Source organism: Pseudomonas sp. LS-2 (assembly GCF_003605735.1).
Taxonomy (GTDB): domain Bacteria; phylum Pseudomonadota; class Gammaproteobacteria; order Pseudomonadales; family Pseudomonadaceae; genus Aquipseudomonas.
This window is the reverse complement of the sequence record NZ_QXTJ01000031.1, coordinates 41,038-57,650: the sequence shown is the minus strand read 5'-3', so window position 1 is coordinate 57,650 and position 16,613 is coordinate 41,038. Positions and strand designations below refer to the sequence as shown.

Below are 16,613 nucleotides of genomic sequence, written 5' to 3'. Positions count from 1 at the left end.
TTCTCGTCGACGCCCTGGGAGCCGGCGACCACCACCACGCGACCTTCTTTAAGGTCAGCGCGAATTTTCTGGTCGTCGATCTGCAGAATACGCGCCTTGTTGTGCGCGCTGTCGGTCAGAATGCGAACCTGATTGCCGGTGTAGGACACCGCCGGCACGCCGCGCTTCATCAACGCCATGGCCAGCAAGGCAATGGTGACCTGCTCGCCGGTGGAGACGATCACGTCCAGCTCACGAGGAACCGGTTGATCGGTGATCTGCTTGGCCAGGTCGATCAGGCGATTGGTCTCGCCGCTCATGGCAGAAAGCACCACCACCAGATCATCACCCGCTTCGCGGAATTTTTTGACTTTGTCGGCCACCTGCTCGATGCGCTCTACCGAGCCTACGGAGGTGCCTCCAAATTTCTGTACGATTAAAGCCATCTCAAAGCCGCCTCAGCCCATGAAGGGCGCCCGTTAAACATTCAAACCGCGAAGCGCCGGAGTTCTCTGGATAGAAAACTCCGGTGGGTCGACTTAGCTTCCCTTACATTCCCTGTTCGGCGAACGGAACCGCCAGCGCCAGCGCTGCGTCCAGTCCAGCGGCATCAACGCCACCGCCTTGTGCCATATCAGGACGACCGCCACCTTTACCGCCCACGGCGGCAGCCGCTTGCTTCATCAAATCACCGGCTTTGAGTTGGCCAGTCAGGTCTTTGGTGACGCCTGCCACCAGTACGACCTTGTCTTCATGCACACCGCCGAGCAGGATCACTGCGCGGCCGAGTTTGTTCTTCAACTGATCCACGAGAGCCAGCAGCGCCTTGCCGTCCTGACCGTCGAGACGGGCAGCGAGGACCTTGGCGCCCTTGACGTCCACTGCCGAAGCCGACAGATCGTCGCCCGCAGCGCTGGCCGCCTTGGCCTGCAGTTGTTCCAGCTGTTTTTCCAACAGACGGTTGCGCTCCAGGACAGCGCTCAGCTTGTCCAGCAGGTTGTCGCGATTGCCTTTGACCAGGCTCGCGGCTTCCTTCAATTGTTCTTCGGCACTGTTCAGGTAGGCCAGGGCCACAGCGCCGGTCACCGCTTCGATACGGCGCACGCCAGCAGCAACGCCACCTTCGCTGACGATCTTGAACAGCGCGATGTCGCCAGTACGATTGGCGTGAATGCCACCGCACAGCTCGACCGAGAAATCGCCGCCCATGCTCAGTACGCGAACGCTGTCGCCGTACTTCTCGCCGAACAGCGCCATGGCGCCCTTCTTCTTGGCGGTTTCGATGTCGGTCTCTTCGGTTTCGACCGCGGTGTTCTTGCGCACTTCGGCGTTGACGATGTCTTCCAGGGCCTTGATCTGCTCAGGCTTGATGGCTTCGAAGTGGCTGAAGTCGAAGCGCAGGCGCTGACTGTCGACCAGAGAGCCTTTCTGCTGAACGTGATCGCCGAGCACCTGACGCAGTGCTGCGTGCAGCAAGTGAGTAGCCGAGTGGTTCAGCGACGTGGCCTGACGCACTTCGGCGGCGACTTGAGTGCTCACGGTCGCACCGACTTTCAGACTGCCCGACACTTGAATGCCGTGATGGAGGAAAGCACCGCCGGTTTTAGTGGTGTCGCTTACGTCAAAACGTACATCGCCAGCGGTGAGATAGCCGCTGTCGCCGATCTGGCCACCGGATTCAGCGTAAAACGGCGTGCGGTCAAGGATGACCACGCCATCTTCGCCTTCACCCAGCTGCTCGACTGCCACACCTTCTTTATACAGAGCGACAACCCTGGCTTCGCCGGCAGTGGCGCTGTAACCGGTGAACTCGGTGGCCACATCAACCTTGACCAGGCTGTTGTAGTCCATGCCGAACGAACTCGCGGAACGGGCACGCTCGCGTTGGGCATCCATCTCGCGCTCGAAACCGGCCTCATCGAGGGTCAGGTTGCGCTCACGGGCGATGTCGCCGGTCAGGTCCATCGGGAAACCGTAGGTGTCGTAAAGCTTGAACACCACATCGCCCGGCACGACGGTGCCTTTGAGCTCGGCCAGATCCTGCTCGAGGATTTTCAGCCCCTGTTCCAGGGTTTTGGCGAACTGCTCTTCTTCGGCTTTCAGCACGCGCTCGATGTGCGCTTGCTGGGATTTCAGCTCAGGGAAGGCGTCGCCCATCTCGGCCACCAGTGCCGCGACGATCTGGTAGAAGAAGCTGCCCTTGGCGCCGAGCTTGTTGCCGTGACGGCAGGCACGACGAATGATGCGGCGCAGCACGTAGCCACGGCCTTCATTGGAAGGCAGCACGCCGTCGGCGATCAGGAAACCGCAGGAACGGATGTGGTCGGCCACCACTTTCAGCGAAGGCTGGTTGTCGTTGCTGCAACCGATGGCCTTGGCGGCCGCGGCCAGCAGGCTCTGGAACAGATCGATTTCATAGTTCGAATGCACGTGTTGCAGAACGGCGCTGATCCGCTCCAGGCCCATGCCGGTGTCGACCGACGGCGCTGGCAGCGGATGCAGCACGCCATCGGCGGTGCGGTTGAACTGCATGAAGACGTTGTTCCAGATTTCGATGTAACGGTCGCCGTCCTCTTCAGGCGAGCCCGGTGGGCCACCCCAGATGTCGGCGCCGTGGTCGTAGAAGATCTCGGTGCAAGGGCCGCACGGGCCGGTGTCGCCCATGGTCCAGAAGTTGTCGGAGGCGTAAGGCGCGCCTTTGTTGTCGCCGATGCGAACCATGCGCTCGGCCGGCACGCCGACTTCCTTGGTCCAGATGTCGTAGGCTTCGTCGTCGGTTGCGTACACGGTCACCCAGAGCTTGTCCTTGGGCAGCTTCAACACGCCAGTCAGGAAGGTCCAGGCGAAGGTGATCGCATCGCGCTTGAAGTAGTCGCCGAAGCTGAAGTTACCCAGCATTTCAAAGAAGGTGTGGTGACGGGCGGTATAGCCGACGTTTTCCAGGTCGTTGTGCTTGCCACCGGCACGCACGCACTTCTGGCTGCTGACGGCACGGGTATAGGCTCGTTTTTCCTGGCCCAGGAAGCAGTCCTTGAACTGGTTCATGCCTGCGTTCGTGAACAGCAGGGTCGGGTCATTGCCCGGAATCAAGGAGCTGGAGGCTACACGGGTGTGGCCTTGCTCTTCGAAGAAGCGAAGGAAGGCTTCACGGATTTCTGCGCTTTTCATAGGTTCTTCCACGGGAACTGCGGCCAGAGGCAAGTGCATAACGTCATTCGACGTAGCGACGGCAAAGGGCCGCATTATATAGGCGTTGCTCACACGGTACAGTGACTTTGTACGATAGAAGCTGCCAATTGGATTATCGGTCGATTATCGGCTGCCGAATTCTGCGAATGCCGCGACCACCTGCTCCATTTGCGCGGCCGACACGTCCAGGTGCGTGACCATGCGCAAACGCGGTGCCGCGCTCAGGATGATCCCTCGCGCGGCGCAAAATGCTTTCAACGGGTCTGCGCGATCACCGATCTGCACGTAGACCATGTTGGTCTGCACCGGCTCGACGTCAAAGCCCAGTTCACTCAAGCCTTTGGCGAGGATTGCAGCGTTGGCGTGATCCTCGGCCAGACGGTCGATCTGATGCTCCAGCGCATACAATCCCGCCGCCGCCAGCAGACCTGCCTGGCGCATGCCGCCGCCCACCATTTTGCGCAGACGACGTGCCTTGGCGATGAACTCACTGGACCCGCACAGCACCGAGCCAATCGGCGCGCCCAGCCCTTTGGACAGGCAGACCGAAACGGAGTCGAAATGTTGAGTGATTTCACGCGCTTCGACACCGAGCTTCACTGCCGCGTTATACAGACGAGCGCCGTCCAGATGCAGGCCCAGACCTTTTTCACGGGTCAAGGTACGGGCAGCGGCGAGGTATTCCAGAGAGAGCACCTTGCCCTGCATGGTGTTTTCCAGCGCCAGCAAACGTGTGCGGGCAAAATGAAAATCATCGGCTTTAATCGCCGCGACCACCTGATTCAGGTCCAGCGAACCGTCCGCCTGATTCTCCAGCGGCTGCGGCTGGATCGAACCCAGCACGGCCGCGCCGCCGCCCTCGTATTTATAGGTGTGGGCCTGTTGGCCGACGATGTATTCGTCGCCCCGTTCGCAGTGCGCCATCAAACCCAACAGGTTGCTCATGGTGCCGGTCGGCACGAACAACGCAGCGGCAAAACCCAGACGCTCCGCCAGCCACGCCTCAAGACGGTTCACCGTCGGGTCCTCGCCATACACGTCGTCGCCCAGCGGCGCATGGGCCATGGCGTCACGCATGCCTGCAGTGGGCTGGGTAACTGTGTCACTGCGCAGATCGATAACCGTCACGATGAAGCTCCCTGAGAGATGTTTCAAACCTCAGTTCTGAGGCCGGAACTCGGGATAATCAAGGCTTGGCGCTGCAATGCCAAGCGCTGCTTATAAGAAAAGCTGATCAAAACCATCAAAAAGGCTCCATGCACATTCTGAAAATCTGTGTTAAAAACTGCACGCCGACGTCATTTGCCGTCGGCGACGTTCTCAGGGCGGGGTGCGATTCCCCACCGGCGGTAATGGCGCGCAATGCGTCTAGCCCGCGAGCGCTCGCGCAGGCGAGGTCAGCAGACCCGGTGTGATTCCGGGGCCGACGGTCATAGTCCGGATGAAGAGAGAACGGGATTGGCACCACAGGATCGTCCCGAGCATCATTACGTGCGCTAGCCGCCCCGGATGTGTCGGCCGTCCCTGGCATCCCCTTCGATCCAAACGCCCTGTTTTTTTATTAAACAGGAGTCAGAACAGATGCAACCCACCGCAATTCACGCTCACGAACGCATCGCTTTCATTCAAGCTTGCTGGCACAAAGATATTGTCGATCAGGCCCGCAAGGGTTTCGTCGCCGAGATGGCGAACCACGGCTATGCCGAGAGCGACATCGACTTCTTCGAAGTGGGCGGCGCCTTTGAAATCCCTCTGCACGCCAAACTGCTGGCCAAGACTGGCCGCTATGGCGGTGTCGTGGCCGCCGGTCTGGTGGTCGATGGTGGGATTTATCGTCACGAGTTCGTCGCGCAGTCGGTGATCAGCGCGTTGATGCAGGTTCAGCTGGAAACCGAAGTGCCGGTGTTTTCGGTAGTCCTGACCCCGCACCATTTCCACGCGGGTGAAGAACATCAGAAATTCTTCTTCGACCACTTCGTGCACAAAGGCCAGGAAGCGGCAAAGACCTGCGCCGATACGCTGGCAAAACTGCGCGCGGTACGCCGGGTGGGTGAGTTGCAGAAAGCTGCTGGCTGATCTGAACGATTAGTCCGGCTTGCCGGCGGTGGCGTTATTGAAATCGCTACCGCCGGACTGCTACGGATCGTTCACTTGTCAGCTACGCCAACTGCTCATCCGTCGTCGGCACGATTAGAATCCCCGCCCGCAAACCGTTCTTGACCTTCGGGTTCGGGAAGATGATGCGTGCGCCCTCTTCCTCGATGACCCAGCGTGAATCGGCCAGGTCTTCGGCCAGCACGAAGCCTTTTTCCAGCACCGTGAAGTTCTCGATGTCCGCCGGCAGGTGCAAGCGGAACGCATCGCTGTGCTTGATGATTTCCCGCGCGACACTGAACAGTTGCAGCCCGTCGAGCCGTGAGGGTTCCTCAGACTCAGTCCCGCAAATCACTTGTTCGAGGCAGCGCTTGAGCTTGCTCAGATTCACCTGCTGGTTCTGACCGAACGGCCTCGCCTTGCCCAGCTCCAGTGTGAAGGCCTCGGCGCCGAGTTTATCGTAGGTATAAGCGCTGAAAACGATGGACGATGTGTTCTGCAACAGAACAGCGTCCATTCCCGCCGTGCGCAGACGCGCCAGTTCGCGGCGAGAGTGCTGACGCCCCTCCTTCCACGGGTACAACGCGAACTGCTCGATCTTCGAACCACGAATGGCCGTGTGCAGATCGTAATGCAGACGATAGCGGTCGGGCAGACTGAAGAAGCTTGCGGCCAGACGTTCGAGCTCACAGGCTCGCAACGCCTCGCTGCCGCCGCTCTGTTCGTGACGGCCGTTGAACAGCCGGTTCACATCCTGCTCGACATAACGCTCGCCGCGACGCATCGCTTCGGGGTTGCCGAATAGGAAAAGAATGCGCGCCCGGGGCTTGAGCTCTCCCCGGGCAATGGCGTGAATGAGCTCGTCGAGCAGCTCGATCGGGGCCGTTTCATTGCCATGGATGCCAGCGGACAACAGCAGGTCAGTGCCGTTGTCCCGCGCTTCGGGAGGCCGGACTTCCAGCGCCCCTTCAGCCAGCCATCGCATGCGCACGCCTTCGACGGTCAGTTGAGTCTTTTCCGCGGGTTCACGACCCGCCAGGGTCAGTTCAAGCAGTTTGCCGAGGGCGAGCATAGAGCGAGTTCCTGCTTAGTGGTTGCAGTCGGGACCGTGCACGTGGCCATCGCCATCTTCGTCGTCGCCGCTCATGTCCGCCGGTTCCATTTCCAGCTGCAGGCTGACCAGATTGGTCGCCAGCGGGCGCAGCAAGAGGTTGGCGTATTCGGCATCGTCTTCTTCAACGTCAACGCCGATCAGCAGTTGACCGCGGCCGTCCTGTTGAATCCAGACCTCTTTGCCCTGCCAGATAACGGCAAAACGGGTGCAGGAAGTTTCCAGCTGGGTGCCGTCGGTGTCTTCAAGGATCAAACGCAGGGCGTCGGTCATATCAAATTCTCTCTGTGTAAAAGCAGAAACATCGCCTGCCCGACGCCGAATGGCCTCAGGCGCGATGTTTGGGGTGCATCAATTGATTTGAAAAGGATAGACCGCGCCCAGCTTCAGGTGCTGAGTCAGTTCATCCAGTGCCGTACGGCATTCAGTCAGCAACTGCGGGTCGGCCAGGTCGCTCTCGGCCATGCGGTCACGATAGTGCTTGTCCACCCACTGCGTGAGGGTGTCGTACAACGGCGCGGTCATGATAACCCCTGGGTTGACCGCTGCCAGTTCCGTTTCATTCAGCGCCACGCGTAAACGAAGGCACGCCGGGCCGCCGCCATTCTGCATGCTCTGCTTGAGATCGAAGACGTTCACTTCGCGGATCGGGCTCTCATCGGCGATCAGGCGCTGCAAGTAATGCCATACGCGCTCGTTGCTGCGGCATTCCTCAGGGACGATCAGCAGCATCGAGCCATCGGGACGGGACAATAGCTGGCTGTTGAACAGGTACGAACGCACGGCATCTTCCACACCCACTTCGGTGCGTGGCACGCAAATGGCCTGGAAGCGACCACCGCGACGGCCGAGCTTGTCGTGCAGTTCGCTCAGCATGTGTTCGGTCTTGAGGAAGGCATCCTCGTGATAGAACAGGACTTCGCCGTTACCCACCGCGATGACGTCGTTATGGAACACGCCCTGGTCGATCACCGCAGGGTTCTGCTGCGCGTACACCACACCGTCATCGCTCAGACCGTGCAAACGCGCGACCGCCTGGGAGGCTTCGAGGGTCTGACGGGCCGGGTATTTTTGCGGCGCCGGAAAGCGGGTGTCGAACGCCGCACGGCCGAACACGAAGAACTCGACACCGGCCTCGCCGTAGCTGCGGCAGAAACGCGTGTGGTTGGCCGCGCCCTCATCGCCGAACTGGGCGACGGCAGGCAAGGCAGGGTGATGGGCGAAATGCTGCTGATCGGCGAACATCGCGCTCAACACGCGGCTGGTGGTCGGGTGCTCGATGCTGCGGTGGTACTTGCAGTTGAGGTTCGCGGCGGTGAAGTGCACGCGACCGTCGGCAGTGTCGGCGCTCGGGCTGACCGTTGCGGCGTTGGCGACCCACATGCTCGAGGCCGAACAACTGGCCACCAGCAACGGCATGGATTGCTTGGCGGCACGCTCGATGACCTGTGCGTCGGTACCGCTGAAGCCGAGTCTGCGCAGGCCGGCGACATCCGGGCGCTCCTGTGGCGCCAGCACGCCTTGAGTAAAACCCAGGTCCATCAGCGCTTTCATCTTCGCAAGGCCTTGCAGCGCCGCCTCCCGTGGATTGGAAGCCTGTTGGCAGTTACTCTGGGACGCGACGTTGCCGTAGGACAGCCCGCCGTAGTTATGGGTCGGCCCCACTAGACCGTCAAAGTTGACTTCACAGGATTTCATCGGTGAGGCTCCGTGGATCTGTTTTTATAAACATCAATGTTCGTGTGCGCAGTGACCTGTAGGAGCGCGCTTGCCCGCGATTGCGGTGTGTCAGGCAAAGCATGCATTACAGACGTACCGCAATCTCGGGCAAGCGCGCTCCTACACGAGGTCACCCAAGGCTTATGCCCGGCGTCAAGCTGGAAGGCAAAGTCAATGCGGCGGTCTCAAGCGACGCCACCGGATACGCACAGTAATCCGCCGCGTAATAGGCACTGGCGCGATGGTTGCCCGACGCCCCTACCCCGCCAAACGGCGCGGTACTGGCAGCGCCGGTCAGTTGTTTGTTCCAGTTCACGATCCCGGCCCGGCTTTGCAGCCAGAACTGCTGGTAACGTTCCTGCGAATCCGACAGCAGCCCCGCCGCCAGCCCGTATTGCGTGGCATTGGCCTCGTTGATCGCGGCATCGAAGTCAGCGTAGCGGATCACCTGCAACAACGGCCCGAACAGTTCTTCGTCGGGGCGATCGCTCACGTCGCTGACATCGAGAATGCCCGGCGTCAGCAACGCCGCCTTCGACTGCGGCTGGGTCATTTCCAGCAGCGCCACGGCACCGTTGGCCAGCAACTGTTCCTGTGCATCGAGCAAGGCCTGGGCGGCATGCAGAGAAATCACCGACCCCATGAACGGTGCGGGCTGCTGATCGAACGCGCCGACCTGAATGGTCGCCGTCACTTCTACCAGACGCGCCATGAACGCATCGCCCCAAGCCCCTTGGGGCACCAGCAAGCGGCGCGCACAGGTGCAGCGTTGACCCGCAGAAATGAACGCCGACTGAATCACGGTATAAACCGCTGCATCGACATCAGCCACCTGATCGACGACGAGCGGGTTGTTGCCGCCCATCTCAAGCGCGAGAATCTTGTCAGGGCGACCGGCGAATTGCTGATGCAACGAATTGCCCGTACGGCTGGATCCGGTGAAGAACAGGCCATCGATACCCGCGTTCGCCGCCAGCGCGATGCCGGTTTCCCGCGCGCCTTGTACCAGATTCAGCACGCCCGCTGGCAGACCGGCCTCGATCCAGCATTGCACGGTCAGTTCGGCGACTTTCGGCGTCAGTTCGCTCGGCTTGAACACGACGGTATTACCCGCGAGCAGCGCCGGAACGATATGACCGTTGGGCAAGTGCCCGGGGAAGTTGTAGGGACCGAACACCGCCACCACGCCATGGGGTTTATGGCGCAACACCGCGGTAGCGTCGCCCAGTGGGCCGCTCTTCTCACCGGTGCGCTCGCGGTAGCTCTGAATCGAGATCGCCACCTTGTTCGCCATGCTGGTGACTTCCGTCGCCGATTCCCACAGCGGCTTGCCGGTTTCCTCACCAATGCAGCGGGCAATTTCGTCGGCACGGTTTTTCAGGGTGGCCGCAAATGTCTCCAGCACGCCGATGCGCTCGTCCAGACTCAACGTCGCCCAGGCCGGAAACGCCAGACGCGCAGCCGTGACGGCAGCATCGACCTGCGCGGCCGTCGCGCCCTGACCGGACCAGATCACCTGTTGCGTGACCGGGTTCAGCGACTCGAACGCTTCACCCTGCCCGGCTTGCCAGGTATCTGCGATATACAAGGTCGTCATCAAACGCTCTCCCGAGTGGGCGACAGGGGCACCGCACGAACCTGATCACCGGCATTGAGTCGCAGACGTTTGGCGGTTTTCGGATCGACCACCAGCGTGCCAGCGGCGAAGCGGGCCGGTGCGGCAGTGATACGGCAATCTTCGCGTTTGCGGTTGTGGATGAGAAACGGCGTCGCATCGTCGCCTGGCGTACCGACGGCCAGCACCAGCGCCTGACTGTCGCGCACGGCGCGAATTTTGGTGGTTTCGCACTCGATCGCCGGGCCCGCGTCGAAGATGTCGACGTAACCCTGATAACTGAAGCCCTCGGCCTTGAGCATGGTCAGCGCAGGCTCGGTGCTGGTGTGTACGCGACCGATGACGTTGCGTGCGGCTTCGGAAAGAAAGCAGCTGTACAGCGGAAATTTCGGCATCAGTTCAGCGATGAAGGCGCGGTTGCCGACACCGGTCAAATAATCCGCCTGGCTGAACTCCATCTTGAAGAAGTGACGGCCCAGGCTTTCCCAGAACGGCGAATGGCCTTGTTCGTCGGACATGCCGCGCATCTCGGCGATGATCTTGGCGCCGAACAGCTCGGGAAACTCGGCAATGAACAGCATCCGCGCCTTGGACAGCAGGCGACCGTTGAGGCCATTGCGATGGTCGGCGTGCAGGAACAGCGAGCACAGCTCTGAATTGCCGGTCAGGTCGTTGGCCAGAAACAGCGTCGGGATTTCGCGATAGATATTCAGCTCTTGCGAAGCGCTGACCGTCAGGCCCACCCGATAGTTGTACCAGGGCTCGCGCAGTCCGACCGCACCTGCGATCGCCGAAATGCCGACCACGCGCCCATCGTCGTCTTCGAGCACGAACAGGTAATCGGTGTCGCCCCGCTCGGCTTCGCCACGGAAGGTTTTTTCCGCCCAGCCGACCCGATGCGCCAGACGCTCTTCATTGGCCGGCAATGTGGTCAGGCCTGCGCCTGTGCTGCGCGCCAACTCGATCAGCGCCGGTAGGTCAGTGCTGCTTACGGGACGAACGATCATGCTTTCTCCTCAACCCGGCTCCTTGCTCGAAGAAACCGGCGAACTCTAACCCGCGATACGGCGCTCGGCTGTCACAGCAGCGTCGAGCACCGACAAATCAACTGTCAAACCGCGACGATGCGCACGCTGGCGCCTTCACCCACACCTAACGCTTCGGCTGCGGCCAGACTCAGGGTCACCGGTTTGCCCGGCACCCAGTCCAGCTCCAGCATTACCGCCCGGTAGTCCTGCAACTGGCTGTTGGCAACGAGGTACGGACGTCCGCCCTTGATCGCATCGCCACTGCTGACCGGATCGACCTTCACGGGCACCACGCGGCTCTGGGCAATCGAGCGAATGCCTGAAACCCGGGCGTGCAGCGTCGGTCCGCCGTCGAAGATGTCGATGTAATGATCAGTCTCGAAGCCTTCACGCATCAGGATGTCGAAGGTGATCTGCGCTCGCGGATGGACCTGGCCCATGGCTTCCTGGGCCTCGTCAGGCAACAGCGGCACGTAGATCGGGTAATGCGGCATCAGCTCGGCCAGGAACGTGCGGCTCTTCAGGCCGCACAGACGTTCGGCTTCGGCGTAATTGAGGTCGAAGAAGTTGCGGCCGATGGCGTCCCAGAACGGTGAATCGCCATGTTCGTCGCTGTAACCGACGATCTCGGTCACCACCGAATCGGCGAAGCGCTCGGGATGGGCTGCGACGAACAGCAGGCGGGCCCGGGAGTTGAGTTCCGACCACAGCGTCCCGACCAGTTCCGGCAGGACGTAGAAACTGGTCAGCAGGCTGTTGCCGGTGAGGTCGTGGCACTGCGAGAGGACGTGAATCTTGTTGTGGATCTTCAGTTCACGGGAGGCGTGGACGAAGGTTTCGTTGCGGAAGCTATAGAACGGCTCGGAATATCCCGCCGAGGCGACAATCCCGGAACAGCCCACCAGACGCCCGGACTCGGTGTCTTCGAGCACGAAGAAATAGGTTTCCTCGCCGTTGAAACTGACCTCGGCGGCGAACGACGCTTCGGAATCGGCGATCTTGTCACTCAGACGTCCAGCGTCATCCGGCAGGGACGTGACACCAATCGGGCTGTCCGCAGCGAGTCGTTGAACCTCGCTCAGGTCAGCCATTTGCGCGGGGCGCATCACCAGCATGGTGTCACTCCTTGAGAAAAAATCGGGCCGATATCACCGGCGAAAAAAAGAACGACATGATTCATCGTGTAGGAGCGCGCTTGCCCGCGATGCAGTCTGCCTCTGACGGATGCATTGACTGACACACTGCTATCGCGGGCAAGCGCGCTCCTACAAAGGGATCAATTCTTGGTCAGCTTGGCAACCGCACGCTCGAAGCGATCCAGGCCTTCGGTGATGTCCGCATCTTCGACCACCAGGCTCGGAGCGAAACGCACCACGTCAGGACCGGCTTGCAGGATCATCACGCCTTCGTGTTCGGCGGCGTTGAAGAAGTCCTTGGCCTTGCCTTTCCAGGCGTCGGTCAGCACACAGCCGATCAACAGGCCCATACCGCGCACTTGGCCGAACACGCCGTATTGCTGGCCGATTTTCTCCAGCCGCGCCTTGAACAGATCATGTTTGGCGTTGACGCCTGCCAGCACCTCGGGGGTATTGACCACGTCGATGACCGCTTCACCGACCGCACACGCCAGCGGGTTGCCGCCATAGGTGGTGCCATGGACGCCGACGGCCAGGTGCTTGGCGAGTTTCTCAGTGGTCAGCATGGCCGCCATCGGGAAGCCGCCGCCGATGCTCTTGGCGCTAGAGAGGATGTCCGGGGTCACGCCGTAGTGCATGTAAGCGAACAGATGGCCGCTGCGACCCATGCCGCTCTGTACTTCATCGAACACCAACAGGGCGTTATGTTCATCGCACAGTTTACGGGCGCCTTGCAGGTATTCGAGTTCGGCCGGCAATACACCGCCTTCACCCTGGATCGGCTCCAGAACCACAGCGCAGGTCTTGTCGCTGACGGCTGCCTTCAGGGCCTCGAGGTCGTTGTACGGAACATGGGTGATGCCAGTGATTTTCGGACCGAAGCCGTCGGAATACTTCGGCTGACCGCCAACGCTCACGGTGAAGAGTGTGCGACCGTGGAAGCTGTTCAGGGCTGCAATGATTTCGTATTTTTCGGTGCCGTACAGATCGTGCGCCACGCGACGGGCCAGTTTGAAGGCCGCTTCATTGGCTTCGGCGCCAGAGTTACAGAAGAACACGCGGTCCGCGAACGTGGCGTCGACCAGCTTCCTGGCCAGACGCAGCGCAGGTTCATTCGTGAATACGTTGGAGACGTGCCACAGCTTATTGGCCTGTTCGGTGAGAGCGCCGACCAGCGCCGGATGCGCGTGACCCAGCACGTTGACCGCGATGCCGCCCGAGAAATCGACCAGTTCACGACCCGACTGATCCCAGACGCGGGAACCCTGGCCGCGTACGGGAATGAACGCTGCGGGGGCGTAGTTGGGGACCATCACCTGGTCGAAATCGGCACGTTGCACCGGAACTTGCTCAACGGACATCGGAGTCTCCTGAAGAGGAACGCCTGCCTGGGACTGGCGAGCGATGGAAGGATTGTAAGGACTGATTTGGGTCCGGCCTTGCCGCCAAGCGACAACTTCTTATAGCGCCAAACCGGCTTTATCCGAGGCTTTCGGCAATGCGACAAATAACGTCGGAAAGGCGCAGTTTAAACGTTGACGGCCCGATGTAGCAGCGTCCTGTCGATTTGATTCAAGTAAAGGCTGGCTCGGCTCCGCTGTAGGAGCGCGCTTGCCCGCGAATGCGAGCTGGCTGAGAAACTCAATCGGCTGACACTCAGCTATCGCGGGCAAGCGCGCTCCTACAGAGCTGCGGCCGATTCCAGGCCAATCACCCGCGCTCGGCAGGCACCGAGGACAGTTCGAACGGGCTGCTGCTGCGGCGCTGGTTGCGGTCTTCGCGGGGCGTGGCGCCGAAGAAGTTGCGATAGGCGCTGGAGAAATGCGGCCCGGAGGAGAAGCCGCAGGAGAGGCCGATCTGAATGATCGATTTGCTGGTCTGCATCAGCATCTGCCGGGCCTTGTTCAGGCGCAGCTCGAGGTAGTACTGGCTTGGAACACGATTGAGGTACTGCTTGAAAATCCGCTCCAATTGTCGTCGCGATACGCACACATGCTGGGCAATTTCGTCAGTGGTGAGCGGCTCTTCGATATTGGCCTCCATCAACAGCACAGCCTGGGTCAGCTTCGGATGGCTGGAGCCCAGGCGGTTCTGCAACGGAATGCGCTGACGCTCCCCGCCTTCACGGATGCGCTCGACCACCAGTTCCTCAGAAACAGCACCGGCCAGTTCGGCACCGTGATCACGGGCCAGCACCGCCAGCAGCAGATCCAGCACCGACATGCCGCCACACGCAGTCAGACGATCACGATCCCAATCGAACAAATGGCTGGTGGCGATGACCTTGGGGAAGCGTTCGGCAAAATCGTCCTGCCAGCGCCAGTGAACGGCAGCGCGATAGCCGTCCAGCAAACCCAGTTGCGCCAGCGGATAAACCCCCGCAGAGAGACCGCCGATCACGCAGCCTGCGCGCACCAGTTGTTTGAGGGCGCCGCCCAATGCCGACGACATTGGCGCTGGCGGCTCATCGGCCAGCAGAAAAACCTTCTGGCAGCCTTCGAGACGACCGTTCCACGGCTCGCCCGGCAACTGCCAGCCAGCCCCCTCGACCGAAGGCTCGGCCTGGAGAAACGACAGTTCGTAAACCACGTCGGGGTGCACGCGCTGAGCGACACGCAAGGCTTCCTCCGCCAGCGCCAGGGTCAAGGCTTTGGTGCTGGGCCAGATGAGAAATCCGATTCGATGGGCAGTCATGGCGTGCAGTCCGAAACGTGTCGCTGTTATGGGTCACACGGCAGGCGTGCGATCTGGATCTACTGTCTTCAGTTCATGGGAGCGGTTTGGGTGACGCGCAGCATGAACTGTTCTGACACAAAACGCACCGTTCAAGACGGCGCCAATCACTACTTCAGGCTGCCGGACAGGAAACCCTGCAGACGCTCCGATTTCGGATTGACCAGCACTTCACGCGGGTCGCCGCTCTCTTCGACCAGCCCTTTGTGCAGGAAGATCAACTGGTTCGACACTTCCCGCGCAAAGCCCATCTCGTGGGTCACCACGACCATGGTGCGGCCTTCCTGAGCGAGGGCCTGCATGACTTTCAACACGTCGCCGACCAGCTCGGGGTCCAGCGCGGACGTCGGCTCGTCGAACAGCATCACCTCAGGCTCCATCGCCAGCGCCCGGGCAATCGCTACGCGCTGCTGTTCACCGCCGGACATGTGACCCGGGAATGCATCCTTGCGATGGGCAACGCCGACCTTGTTCAGGTAGTGCTCGGCTTTTTCCAGCGCTTCCTTCTTCGGCACGCCTAGCACATGGATTGGCGCCTCGATGATGTTTTCCAGCGCGGTCATGTGCGACCACAGGTTGAAATGCTGGAACACCATCGACAGACGCGAGCGCATGCGTTGCAGCTGTTTCGGGTCGGCAGCCTTGAGACCACCGTCCTTGTGGGCCACCAGTTTCAGCTCTTCGTTATTGAGCAGAATGCGACCGGACTTTGGCTGCTCCAGCAGGTTGATGCAGCGCAGAAAGGTACTTTTGCCCGAGCCGCTGGAGCCGATGATGCTGATGACATCGCCGGCCTTGGCGGTCAGCGAAACGCCCTTGAGCACTTCGTGACTGCCGTAGCACTTGTGCAGGTCCTGGACTTCCAGTTTGTTCATGATGTCGGTTCTCACAAGTAATCAGTCACTGAGCAGGCGGCCAGTGCGCAACGGGGTACGACCCGCCACTTTGGCCATCCAGTAGCCCGGCTGGGCGTAACGCAGTTTTTCGATGGCGAACAGCACGCCGGCGGTTCCAGCGCAGACCGTGGTCGCGCGATCGTTCAGCGGATCGATGACCTCGAACAGCGGCTCGCCCGGCTCGACCCAGGCACCGGCCGGGCGCAGGAAGGTCAGCACGCCTGCATGGGGCGCATAGATCATTTCGGTGCCTTCGAACGGCATGCCTTCACACGGCTCGCTGCCCGGTTGCGGCCATTCACCACCGATCAGGCCGTGTTCGGCGAGAAACGCCAGAATGCCCTCGGCGTACGCCTCGGCTTCGGCCTTGCCAGTGTTGGACTGTCCGCCCAGCTCCAGCGTTGTCGACATACAGGCCAGCGGAATCTGCGCATCGGGAAACTGCTTTGCCAGTCGCAGCCACGGCAACGAACAGGCCTCGTCGAACGAACTGCCGCCGGAGTCTTCGGCCAGCAGACCGACACTCACCCCCAGGTACGCCGACAGCGAACGCCATTGCGGCCAATGTTGGGGCAAGGCGTACATGTGCAGAGAAGCGTCGGTGTCACAGTGCAGGTCCAACACGATATCGGCGTCGCACGCGTGACTCAGCAAGACGCGCTGCATACCGGCCAGTTCGCTGCTTGCAGGCGGCAGTTGATCAAGCACGTCGGCCATGGCCTGGCGGATCAGTTTCACGTTGGCATGAGGATCGTCGCCCAGCTTGCCTGCGAGCAATTGGGCAACAGGTTCGCTTAATTCAGTGAAATCGCGGTTAAAATTCTTGCCGCTGCCGTACTCGAAACGGCCCTGATGATTGCCTTGCAACAACTGGCCCAGACCGATCGGGTTAGCCACCGGCACCAACTCGATGACGCCGTTGAGCAGGCCCTGTTCCTCAAGTTGCGAAAGGCGCTTTTTCAGCTCCCACGCGGTGCGCATGCCGGGCAGCTCATCGGCGTGCAGGCTGGCCTGGATGTAGGCCTTGCGCCCGCCCTGACCGAAACGAAAGACGCTCAGCGTGCGCTCGGTGCCCAGGGTAGTCCAGGGCAGGCTGTGATCGATGCGTTGCAT

General features: G+C 60.9%; 13 protein-coding genes, 1 pseudogene and 1 riboswitch. Of the genes and pseudogenes, 1 reads left to right on the top strand and 13 read right to left on the bottom strand.

Features of this window, described 5'->3' with window-relative positions:
* The 3 genes and pseudogenes from D3M70_RS33320 to ltaE all read right to left on the bottom strand — a co-directional run.
* Positions 1-425, bottom strand: a pseudogene (locus tag D3M70_RS33320) (aspartate kinase); the annotation flags it as partial.
* Between the two features lie 103 nt (positions 426-528).
* Positions 529-3,147: an alanine--tRNA ligase gene (alaS, locus tag D3M70_RS17605; protein WP_120126998.1), complete on the bottom strand. Its 2,619-nt coding sequence runs from the start codon at positions 3,145-3,147 to the stop codon at positions 529-531.
* 144 nt (positions 3,148-3,291) lie between these two features.
* Positions 3,292-4,296 carry a low-specificity L-threonine aldolase gene (ltaE, locus tag D3M70_RS17600; protein ID WP_120126997.1) on the bottom strand — a complete coding sequence of 335 codons (1,005 nt, stop codon included), beginning with the start codon at positions 4,294-4,296 and terminating at the stop codon, positions 3,292-3,294.
* Between the two features lie 184 nt (positions 4,297-4,480).
* Positions 4,481-4,626, top strand: a riboswitch (FMN riboswitch).
* 123 nt (positions 4,627-4,749) lie between these two features.
* Between ltaE and D3M70_RS17595 the strand changes: the two genes are divergently transcribed.
* A complete protein-coding gene (locus tag D3M70_RS17595; protein ID WP_120126996.1) occupies positions 4,750-5,244 on the top strand; it encodes a 6,7-dimethyl-8-ribityllumazine synthase in 495 nt (164 codons plus the stop codon).
* Between the two features lie 82 nt (positions 5,245-5,326).
* Here D3M70_RS17595 and astE read toward each other — a convergent pair whose 3' ends face one another.
* The 10 genes from astE to D3M70_RS17545 form a co-directional block, all read right to left on the bottom strand.
* Positions 5,327-6,334: a succinylglutamate desuccinylase gene (gene astE / locus D3M70_RS17590; RefSeq protein ID WP_120126995.1), complete on the bottom strand. Its 1,008-nt coding sequence runs from the start codon at positions 6,332-6,334 to the stop codon at positions 5,327-5,329.
* Positions 6,335-6,349: 15 nt separating this feature from the next.
* Positions 6,350-6,646, bottom strand: a complete 297-nt coding sequence (locus D3M70_RS17585; RefSeq protein ID WP_081569146.1) for a topoisomerase II — start codon at positions 6,644-6,646, stop codon at positions 6,350-6,352.
* A 78-nt stretch (positions 6,647-6,724) separates the two neighbouring features.
* Positions 6,725-8,071, bottom strand: a complete 1,347-nt coding sequence (astB, locus tag D3M70_RS17580) for an N-succinylarginine dihydrolase (protein ID WP_120126994.1) — start codon at positions 8,069-8,071, stop codon at positions 6,725-6,727.
* Positions 8,072-8,222: 151 nt separating this feature from the next.
* Positions 8,223-9,692 carry a succinylglutamate-semialdehyde dehydrogenase gene (gene astD / locus D3M70_RS17575; RefSeq protein WP_165869833.1) on the bottom strand — a complete coding sequence of 490 codons (1,470 nt, stop codon included), beginning with the start codon at positions 9,690-9,692 and terminating at the stop codon, positions 8,223-8,225.
* Positions 9,689-10,714, bottom strand: a complete 1,026-nt coding sequence (gene astA / locus D3M70_RS17570; RefSeq protein WP_120126992.1) for an arginine N-succinyltransferase — start codon at positions 10,712-10,714, stop codon at positions 9,689-9,691. The genes astD and astA overlap by 4 nt, the downstream gene beginning before the upstream one ends.
* 104 nt (positions 10,715-10,818) lie before the next feature.
* Positions 10,819-11,850, bottom strand: coding sequence for an arginine/ornithine succinyltransferase subunit alpha (gene aruF, locus D3M70_RS17565; RefSeq protein ID WP_120126991.1), 1,032 nt, complete (start codon positions 11,848-11,850; stop codon positions 10,819-10,821).
* Positions 11,851-12,011: 161 nt separating this feature from the next.
* A complete protein-coding gene (locus tag D3M70_RS17560; protein ID WP_120126990.1) occupies positions 12,012-13,232 on the bottom strand; it encodes an aspartate aminotransferase family protein in 1,221 nt (406 codons plus the stop codon).
* Positions 13,233-13,581: 349 nt separating this feature from the next.
* Complete coding sequence (gene argR, locus D3M70_RS17555) at positions 13,582-14,565, bottom strand: transcriptional regulator ArgR (RefSeq protein ID WP_120126989.1); 984 nt, start codon at positions 14,563-14,565, stop codon at positions 13,582-13,584.
* Positions 14,566-14,714: 149 nt separating this feature from the next.
* Positions 14,715-15,479, bottom strand: a complete 765-nt coding sequence (locus tag D3M70_RS17550) for an ABC transporter ATP-binding protein (protein ID WP_120126988.1) — start codon at positions 15,477-15,479, stop codon at positions 14,715-14,717.
* 21 nt (positions 15,480-15,500) lie between these two features.
* Positions 15,501-16,613, bottom strand: coding sequence for a succinylglutamate desuccinylase/aspartoacylase family protein (locus D3M70_RS17545; protein ID WP_120126987.1), 1,113 nt, complete (start codon positions 16,611-16,613; stop codon positions 15,501-15,503).

Coding starts and splice junctions, on each gene's coding strand:
- alaS (WP_120126998.1), bottom strand. CDS start 3,147: ATGAAAAGCGCAGAAATCCGTGAAGCCTTCCTTCGCTTCTTCGAAGAG.
- D3M70_RS17595 (WP_120126996.1), top strand. CDS start 4,750: ATGCAACCCACCGCAATTCACGCTCACGAACGCATCGCTTTCATTCAA.
- astE (WP_120126995.1), bottom strand. CDS start 6,334: ATGCTCGCCCTCGGCAAACTGCTTGAACTGACCCTGGCGGGTCGTGAA.
- D3M70_RS17585 (WP_081569146.1), bottom strand. CDS start 6,646: ATGACCGACGCCCTGCGTTTGATCCTTGAAGACACCGACGGCACCCAG.
- astB (WP_120126994.1), bottom strand. CDS start 8,071: ATGAAATCCTGTGAAGTCAACTTTGACGGTCTAGTGGGGCCGACCCAT.
- astA (WP_120126992.1), bottom strand. CDS start 10,714: ATGATCGTTCGTCCCGTAAGCAGCACTGACCTACCGGCGCTGATCGAG.
- aruF (WP_120126991.1), bottom strand. CDS start 11,850: ATGCTGGTGATGCGCCCCGCGCAAATGGCTGACCTGAGCGAGGTTCAA.
- D3M70_RS17560 (WP_120126990.1), bottom strand. CDS start 13,232: ATGTCCGTTGAGCAAGTTCCGGTGCAACGTGCCGATTTCGACCAGGTG.
- argR (WP_120126989.1), bottom strand. CDS start 14,565: ATGACTGCCCATCGAATCGGATTTCTCATCTGGCCCAGCACCAAAGCC.
- D3M70_RS17550 (WP_120126988.1), bottom strand. CDS start 15,479: ATGAACAAACTGGAAGTCCAGGACCTGCACAAGTGCTACGGCAGTCAC.
- D3M70_RS17545 (WP_120126987.1), bottom strand. CDS start 16,613: ATGCAACGCATCGATCACAGCCTGCCCTGGACTACCCTGGGCACCGAG.